Raw genomic sequence first — 7,943 nt, 5'->3', positions numbered from 1 at the left:
CTGGAACGAACACCCCAGACCGTTCGTATGGACGAAGACCGCCGACGAGATCCTGACAAAGACGCCGCCACTGCCGACGAATCTCTGACTCAGATCACTAGAGCAGCTCGCGCAGGCGTCGCCTCCTGCCCTGCCAAGCCAGTGCGGCCGCGATGAGAAAGGTGGCGGTGAGGAAGGTGAGCGAGGCCGTCGTGGCCTCGTTTTCCTGTGTGATCGCAAGCATCGAGCCCAGGAGTGATTTCGCGGCGCCGTGTACGGCGAAACCCGTTGCGAAGCAGCCGAAGCCGAAGCCGGCGACCCGAGCGAGAAGGATCACGAGCCTGCCGGCCCTCGCCGGCACGAACCGCGCCAGGCCCGCGCCCGGTAGCCCGCCGGCGAAGACGTCGAACACAGCGATGACGACACGACTGTCGTGCTCGAACCGTCCCCATGTCGGGCCGGCGTCCGGAAGTCCCGCGACGCCGACCAGGGCGATCAGCGCGATGATCACCGCATTTGCCGTGTGCTCCCAGCTTGTCGCGGCTGGTGGCTCGGGGAGAGACATGGCGTCGCGTTGTACGAGGATCTGCGGCCGGACCTGGACCCGCGTGGGCTGCTCCCCGCAGACGATGGCCAGTGCCTCGGCGATCGTCGGACGGGAGTCCGGGACCTTGTCCAGCAGCTGAGTGATGAGTGGAGCGAGTCGTCCGGCCCGCTGGGGCACCGGTGCGTCCTCCCACGGAATCGCCGCCAGAGTCGCGTCGCGGGTGGCTCGCTGAAACGGCGAGACACCCTCGACGGCCTGGTAGAGCGTCGCACCGAGGGAGAACAGATCGCTAGCCGGTGATCCATCCATCCTCTGCGCTGGGGGCGGTGACGAAGGAGCGGTACTTCATCGCCCTGACCGCCCCGTCGAAGAGCTCGTCCCGAAGCCCGGGAACTTCCTCCGCGAGCTTCAGCAGGCACCGGCGGTCGTCCTCACAGATGGCGATCAGCATCGTGCCCCACTTCCCGAGCGCATGCGGCAGATCGAGTGCGCCAGGAGGGACGACCGACGAGGGCTCTGACGGTTGCGTCTTGGCCGGCGCCATCGGCGTGAGGAGGCTGACATAGGGTGGGCCGATGTCGGACGACGGTGAGCTGCCAAGTACTTCGGGCAATGGCGTGGACCTGCCTGCGACGTTGCGTGTCGCCGGCCTTGCATTGAAACGGACGGAGAGTCCACCGTCTTTGGCCTGCTGGACCGGCTGCTTCCTGGAGCCGACAGGGGGCTCCACGGTGTCTATCAGTCTGGTGACGGAGCCGGCTGCGCCGCCTGACGAGGGCACCCTGCAACTCGTTCACGACGTCGCGAGCCGTTTCGACGTCTTCGTCGACCGAGCCGTGGGGTACTGCCGGGCCCGGCTCCGGGAGCGGCGCTTTGACCTCACATCCGAGGAACTGAGCTGGCTGGACCTTCCAGAGCTGCCGTTGGCAGTTCCCGAAGCAGTGGTGTGGGCCGACCAGAGCTGGGCCATTCGGTTCACGGAGAGCAGGTTCCGGCTGGCGGACCCCTACGGAATCCTGGTGACCTTCAACGGCACGCAGCCCGTCGACGTTGAGTGCATCGAGGACGAGCAATGAGCCGCTTGTCGTGACAGGCGGCCAACAGGCTCGGCAGCCGGGCCGGTGCAACTGCTCGTGCCACAAGGAGCGAAATGAGGGGGATGCGCGGTGAAGACGTGCCACCGATGCCACGAACCGACTCCCGGTGAGGCCGAGGAGGTGATCCCGGACTCCACGTCCGGCGCCCGGAAGGAAACGCGCTGGTGACGGTGACCTCACGCTGCTCCGGCCATGCGCGTACCGCCTCCAACGGGTCCCCGGTCAGCACGGCCCCGGGATTTCCGGTGATCAGGAGCTTGGGCGCGTCAGACGAGGCCGCCCACCGGGCGTTCGCGTCCAGTACGGCGACGTCGCCGCGATCGCCGTCGAAGGGCAGCTCCCGCACGAAGACGAGGGTGGGAAGCCGGGACACCTCCGTGGCGAACGGGACTCGGTAGGCATCGTTCTCGCGCGGATCCAGATCCCGCAGGGTCCCATCGACAGCATCCGCTCGACGAACATGTCCTCGCCCCGCACCGTCGCCTCGCCCTGCTCGCTGCGCACGGTCCGGAACACCGCGTCGCCACCGGGGGAGTCGGCCCGACGCCGGCCCCGGACGACTCCCTCCACGTGGGCGAAGGCCCGCAGCCGCTCCGGATACCGGCCGGCCCATCCCAGCCTCAACGCCACGTCCCAGTCGTGCGCGACGAGAGCGAGTGGCCCCTCGGGCAGGACCGTGGTGAAACAGGCGTCCAGGTGACAGGCGTGATCGAGGAACCGGTAGCGGCCGTCGGAGGGCGCGGAGCGGCCCATGCCCGGCAGGTCAGGTGCGAGACAGCGGAACTCCCGAGCCAGAGGTGCGATCACGTTCCGCCACAGATACGACCAGGTCGGATTGCTGTGCGGGAACACCACCGCAGGCGCGTTGACGGGCCCGACGTCTACGTAGGACGTGCGACGTCCGTGGCGTCCGCCGTCACCCGCCGATGCGGATCGTCGACGCCGGCGCTGACACCGGCCGAATTCGGGGACACGCCGCTCCTCGACACAGGGACGGCCCGTTCCCGCCCGGCCACCGGGCCCCCGGGATGCCGTCTCAAGCCATTCCGCTTTTCCCCATCCGGTCCGCCATGTCCGACACGGTGCGTGGCTGGCGTGGGCGACGAGATCGGCGGCCGTGGCCCCGCGGACGCCGACTCGCTCGCCAGGGCGACAGCTGCCCGTCATGCCGACGGCTCCGGTCCGACGATGTGCCATCCGGTCTCCTCGGAGGCCGCTCGACCAGGACACCGTCGTGACCGGTCTTCCACCGGGGCCCGCAGCTATGTCCGCTTCCAGACCCTGCGCGTCACCGGCGCCCGGGCGCAGCGACGCCGCCGTGCTTCGGGTTCAGGCCCGTGTGCGCCGTCTCCGGTGCCTGTAGCACGCTGTGGCGGCGACCATGTCGTGGAGTGTGCCGTCCGCTCCGCGGCGCATCGCAGCCCGTTCCGCCCGGGCCCAACCACAGCCGCCTCCTCGCCCGGTCCCGGCCACCCGTATCGACCTTCCGGTCCAGACGATCGCTTCTTCCACCACCCCCCGAGCCGCAGGCTTGATTCCGGCATCTCGCCCCAGGGACACGGCCCCGACCTCTCGCCGCGTCTCCCGACGCCGGTGTCCACTCCGCCCGCATCCCGCATCCTGCATCCCGCATCCTGGCAGCGCGACGCCGGCACCCTGCGCAGACCCTCCTGACCCCTGGCGCACGCGCCGCACTCGAGCCGGACTCGCGCACGGCAGCGGACATGGACCGAGGAAGGCAGTGCTCCGGAGCACCGCTCCGTAAGGGGGCAGACGTACGGGCCTGCACGGCGGCCGGGGGCCCGACGGCCCTCGCCCGTTCCGGACGAAGTGCGAGGCCACCCGCCAGGCATCTCGGCGCAGCACGCTGTCGCGGATGTGTGAGGCCCGGTCGCGGGGGCACACGCGGGGCGAGCACACCGGACCGCCTGAAGGTCAGGTCGTTCCCAGTCGTCCTTCTGATCGATGCGGTTGCTTCCTCCGATGACGGGCAGGCGTCCAGGCAGCGCACTGAGCGACGCACCACCCGGAAGGACAGAAGCGTGACCCAGACCTCGACGCACCACAAGACCCGCACGGTAGGGGTGGAGGAGGAGCTGCTGCTCGTCAGCGCCAGGACTGGAGAGCCGCTCGCCCTGTCGTCCGCGGTCCTCGCGGCGGCATCGGGGGACGAGGCGGGGGACGTCTTCGAGAAGGAGCTGCACCAGGAGCAGCTGGAGTTCGCCACCCGCCCCGTCGCCGACATGGGTGCGCTACGCGAGGAGATCGTCCGGTGGCGGGCCGAGGCCCGGCGCCACGCCGGAAGTGTCGGTGCCCAGGTCGCCGCCCTCGCGACCTCCCCGCTCGCCGTCGAGCCCTCCCGGAACCTCGGGCGGCGGTACCGCTGGCTCGCCGACCAGTTCGCGCTGACCGCGCAGGAGCAGCTGACCGGCGGATGCCACGTACACGTCTCCGGCGAGCCCGGCGAGGAGGGCGTCGGCGTCCTCGACCGGATCCGCCCGTGGCTGCCGCTGCTCACCGCGATCATCGCCAACTCGCCCTACTGGCAGGGCAAGGACACGGGGTACGCCAGCTATCGCAGCCGGGTCTGGTACCGCCTCCCCTCCGCGGGCCCCTACGAGCCGTTCGGGAGCGCGGCGGCCTACCACGCCCGCGTGCGCGACATGCTGAGCACGGGCGTCCTGCGCGACCAGGGCATGATCTACTTCGACGCCCGCCTCTCCCCGACCTTCCCCACCGTCGAGATCCGCGTCGCCGACGTCTGCCTCGAACCCGGCACCACGGTGCTGGTGGCCACCCTCGTCCGCGCCCTGGTCGAGACCGTTGCACGGGCCTGGCGGTCGGGCGAACCCGTGCCCCGCGTCCCGGTCGAGGCGCTGCGCCTCGCGGCCTGGCAGGCCGCCCGCTCGGGTCCGGAAGGCCGGCTGCTCGACCCCCGGACGCTGCGCCCCGTCCCTGCTGAGGCGGCCTTCGACGCCCTCATCACGTATACCGAGACCGCGCTGCGGGAGACCGGCGACCTCGACCGGGCACGGGCCGGCATCAAGGACGTCCTGGCGGGTGGGGGAGGGGCTCGGAGGCAGCGCGACCTCTTCGAGGGCGGCATGGAACTCGGCGAGGTCGTCCGCGAGTGCGCACGGATCACCACCCAGGACGCCGACCCCGCGGAGTAGCGCCCGATCACGTCAGAGTGACGCCAGCGGCGCCCTTCGGGCGAGCGCCCCCTGATGACTCCGTCTGCCGCAGCTGTCCAGATCCGACCGGCCGCACACCGGGCCCGGCGAGGCGGCCGCCCGCCGGCCTTCGACCACGTGTCGGCGTACGCGTGAACGTGGCTCTGGCGAGAATTTCGTAGCCGGAGATCATCTCGGTGACACGGTCGGCCGGTCCGTAACGCGGGCAGCCTGTGGCTGTGCTCTATGGAACTGGCTTCACTGCTAACGCAGTTGGCTGATGCGCTGGTCGTGTCGGTCGATGCCTCTGATGCTGGTGTGGTGGTTCGCGCCTGTACGAGGTCTGGTGCTCCTGCGGCATGTACGGGTTGCAGCTGGTTCAGCGAGTGGTGCCACAGCCGCTATGTACGGCACCTGGCCGATGTCTGTCTCGGGGGTCGGCCGGTGCGCATCGACTTGTCCATACGCCGTCTGTACTGCGAGAACGCAGCGTGCCCGAAGGCGACCTTCGCCGAACAGACCGCAGGGCTGACCGTGCGCTACCAGAGGCGGGCGCCGCAGTTGCAGCGCCTGGTGGAAGACGACCGCGTCCGTACCGCAGGACGTCGCGGGCCCCCTCTACTTCGCCGGCCCCCTCTGCTTCGCCGGGGACGTAGTGGCGCACGAGCGCCTGCTGCCGGAGCTTGCGGAGGGGGACCTGGTGATGCTGCACGACACGGGCGCCTACTACTCCTCCGCCCCCTGCGAGTACAACAGCATCCCGAGGCCGGGGGCCACGGATCCCTGCACCGTGACGGAGCGGTCGAGCCGGCCACGGTGCGGACGCCGCAGACGCTGGCGGAAGTGGTGGAGGAGAGCGGCTCGGCCCACGGGCTGGCGCTCCTGACGGGGTCCGCCCCTCCGGCCCCGTACGACGAGTACCCCGTCCGCTCGTGAGGGCCTGCCGGCCGGGCCCTCGGATCAGCCCGGCCGGTAGGTCCCCACGCTCCACTCGTGTCCCTCGGGGTCGAGGACCCGGGCGCGTCGCGTCCCCCACTCGGTCGCCTCCGGCTCGATCACCGGGACCCCGCCCGCGGACACCGCGTGGAAGTACCACCGGTCCACCGCCGAGGGGGAGGGGAGGCACAGGTACAGGCCGCTCCCCGTGCTGGTGCCGTGCAGGGCCGGCCTGCTGTACTCGGCGTGCGCGCCGGCCACCATGAGGACCACGTCCCCGCACCGGACCTCGGCGTGGGCGAGTGAACCGTCCTCGGCGTCCTGGCGCCGCACGAGCTCGAATCCGACCTCCGAGAGCCAGGCCAGCGCGGCTTCGGTGTCCCGGTAGCTGAGGTAGGCGTGGAGGTCCGCCGCCACGTCGGCGGGGCGGTCCGGATCCATCACGACCTCGGCGCCCCTGGTCGCCCGCGCTGTGTTCGTCATGACGTCCTCCTTCGTTGCGGGCGGTCACCAGCCCCAGGTGCCGGGACCGCCCTTGAAAGGACCTTCGATCTCGTGCGTGATCCACCCGCCGTAGAAGTCGTCCTTCTGGGCGGTCACCACCTCGCCGTCGACCGTGCAGCGCGCCGCGGACGGATAGAAGGCCAGGTGGTCGCGGAGGGCTTCGTAGGGGCCGAGGGGTTGTTCGTAGCTCCAGGCGGCCCGTACCACCACGATGTCACCGACGACGACGTCCCAGTACGACGCCACGCCCTTCCACTCGCAGTGGGTCCGGCCCGGCCGGGGGCGCAGGAACGCGGTGCGCACGTCGCGCCGGGGCAGGTAGAAGACCGGCGGGTGACTCGTCTCCAGGATCCGCAGGCTCGCGCGCGTGTCCGCCACGACCTGGGGACCCACCGTGACCGTCACGTGGCGGTCGTCGCCCCTCAGCTCCGGGGGCCGCGGGTAGTCCCACACGGACTCCGTCGGCCTCGACCCGGGGTGTACGGGGCCCCGGGGGCCGTCCGGTGCGCGTTCCGCGTCGTTCATGGGCTCGACCTCGTCGTTCGTCCGCCTGTCCGTACCCGTACTTCTCCCGCGGGCCGACCCGCGGATGCGGCACGGCGACCGGTACCGCGGGCCCTGCGGACGCGCCGGAGCTCGCTCGGCCGGGAGGGTGAAGGGAGCCCTTCGGACGACGAAGCGCATCCCGATGCCGATTTGTCGGGAAAACGACTTGAGGGCCATCGAGGCGCCTCGCGGCATCTCCGTCCGCTCGGTACCCCCTCGGGGGACCCGCGGGCGATGCGCGGATTGGGGAACGACTGTGCGACTCAAAGAAGAACTTCCCGTGGATCACCACCTCGCCACGGTGTACCGCTGGGGCGCCGGCGTCTGCGGGTGCATCCTGCTCGTGTTCGGCTGCCTCGGCTTCGCCGACGCGCTCAACCCCTTCGACACCTCCGGTGACCGTATCGCCGGGATGACCACCAACACCGCCTTGAGCGTGATCTCGCTGGTGGTGGGGCTCGCCCTCCTGGTGGCCGCGGCCGTGGGAGGAAACGTCGCCTCCACCGTCAACATGGTCGTGGGCGGCTCGTTCCTGCTCAGCGGCTTCTACCACCTCTTCGTACTCGACCGGCCGGCGAACTTCCTCGACTTCGGCATGACCAACGTGATGTTCAGCTTCGTGATGGGATTGCTGATCGTCACGTTCGGGATGTACGGACGGGTGTCCAGCAAGCTGTCCCACGACAATCCCTACTGGCGCCGCCGGCATCCGCGCCAGGCTGCCGCGGAGTCGCTCGCGCGTCGTCGGGCCGTCACCGCGCTCCCGGGCGTGGCGGAGCGCACCGCGCCGCCGGCGCTCCCGGGCACGCCCTCGTCCACGCTTTCGGAGGACTCGCGGTGAGCGGCCGTCCGGGGAGGCCGTCGGGCCTCCCCGGACGGCGTGGCGGTGTCTGCGGCGCATCCGCCCGGCTCCGGGACGACGGGGACGGGCGAGGCTCCGTGCGCCGCGGAGACGCGTCCCACCGGGGCGCGGCCGGCGACGGGTCCACGCCGTGCGCGGCCGGCTGCGCGGCCACCGGGACGGCGCTCGTCACGTGGCCGAAGGCGACCTGACGGAAAGCCGGGCCGGAGCGTCCGTCGGACACGGTCAACGGGCCGCGTTCCACGGGCTGTCGGCGCCGGCGGCCGCGGGGCGCTCGGCGCGGGCCGGGCAGCAGCCGA

9 protein-coding genes are annotated in these 7,943 nt (G+C 71.1%); 3 read left to right on the top strand and 6 right to left on the bottom strand.

Annotation, left to right across the window (positions count from 1 at the left end; translation table 11 throughout):
* Positions 1 to 97: 97 nt before the first annotated feature.
* A complete protein-coding gene (locus IE321_RS39700; protein WP_190226510.1) occupies positions 98 to 835 on the bottom strand; it encodes a protein kinase family protein in 738 nt (245 codons plus the stop codon).
* Positions 816 to 977: a hypothetical protein gene (locus tag IE321_RS39695; RefSeq protein WP_190226512.1), complete on the bottom strand. Its 162-nt coding sequence runs from the start codon at positions 975 to 977 to the stop codon at positions 816 to 818. Before IE321_RS39695 ends, IE321_RS39700 begins: the two co-directional genes overlap by 20 nt.
* Before the next feature lie 124 nt (positions 978 to 1,101).
* On the opposite strand from IE321_RS39695, the gene IE321_RS39690 reads away from it, so the two are divergent.
* On the top strand, positions 1,102 to 1,602 hold the full coding sequence (locus IE321_RS39690) for a hypothetical protein (protein ID WP_190226509.1): 501 nt from the start codon (positions 1,102 to 1,104) through the stop codon (positions 1,600 to 1,602).
* 270 nt (positions 1,603 to 1,872) lie between these two features.
* Here the strand turns inward: IE321_RS39690 and IE321_RS39685 are convergent, their stop codons facing one another.
* Positions 1,873 to 2,790, bottom strand: a complete 918-nt coding sequence (locus tag IE321_RS39685; RefSeq protein WP_229916798.1) for an alpha/beta fold hydrolase — start codon at positions 2,788 to 2,790, stop codon at positions 1,873 to 1,875.
* Positions 2,791 to 3,665: 875 nt separating this feature from the next.
* On the opposite strand from IE321_RS39685, the gene IE321_RS39680 reads away from it, so the two are divergent.
* Positions 3,666 to 4,796, top strand: a complete 1,131-nt coding sequence (locus IE321_RS39680) for a glutamate--cysteine ligase (protein ID WP_229916796.1) — start codon at positions 3,666 to 3,668, stop codon at positions 4,794 to 4,796.
* A gap of 726 nt (positions 4,797 to 5,522) precedes the next feature.
* Here the strand turns inward: IE321_RS39680 and IE321_RS43285 are convergent.
* From IE321_RS43285 to IE321_RS39665, 3 genes are all read right to left on the bottom strand, one after another.
* The gene (locus tag IE321_RS43285) at positions 5,523 to 5,666 is read right to left on the bottom strand and encodes a hypothetical protein (RefSeq protein ID WP_373316665.1); all 144 of its coding nucleotides are present in this window, start codon (positions 5,664 to 5,666) and stop codon (positions 5,523 to 5,525) included.
* Positions 5,667 to 5,756: 90 nt separating this feature from the next.
* Positions 5,757 to 6,215: a VOC family protein gene (locus IE321_RS39670; RefSeq protein ID WP_229916794.1), complete on the bottom strand. Its 459-nt coding sequence runs from the start codon at positions 6,213 to 6,215 to the stop codon at positions 5,757 to 5,759.
* Positions 6,216 to 6,239: 24 nt separating this feature from the next.
* On the bottom strand, positions 6,240 to 6,761 hold the full coding sequence (locus tag IE321_RS39665) for a DUF427 domain-containing protein (protein ID WP_190226506.1): 522 nt from the start codon (positions 6,759 to 6,761) through the stop codon (positions 6,240 to 6,242).
* Positions 6,762 to 7,038: 277 nt separating this feature from the next.
* Here IE321_RS39665 and IE321_RS39660 point away from each other — a divergent pair, with 277 nt between their 5' ends.
* Entirely contained in the window at positions 7,039 to 7,623 is a 585-nt protein-coding gene (locus tag IE321_RS39660) for a DUF4383 domain-containing protein (RefSeq protein ID WP_190226505.1), read from the top strand.
* The last annotated feature ends 320 nt before the right edge of the window (positions 7,624 to 7,943 follow it).

This window comes from Streptomyces hydrogenans, assembly GCF_014656075.1.
In the GTDB taxonomy this organism is placed as follows: domain Bacteria; phylum Actinomycetota; class Actinomycetes; order Streptomycetales; family Streptomycetaceae; genus Streptomyces; species Streptomyces hydrogenans.
This window is presented reverse-complemented; position numbering and strand designations above follow the sequence as displayed.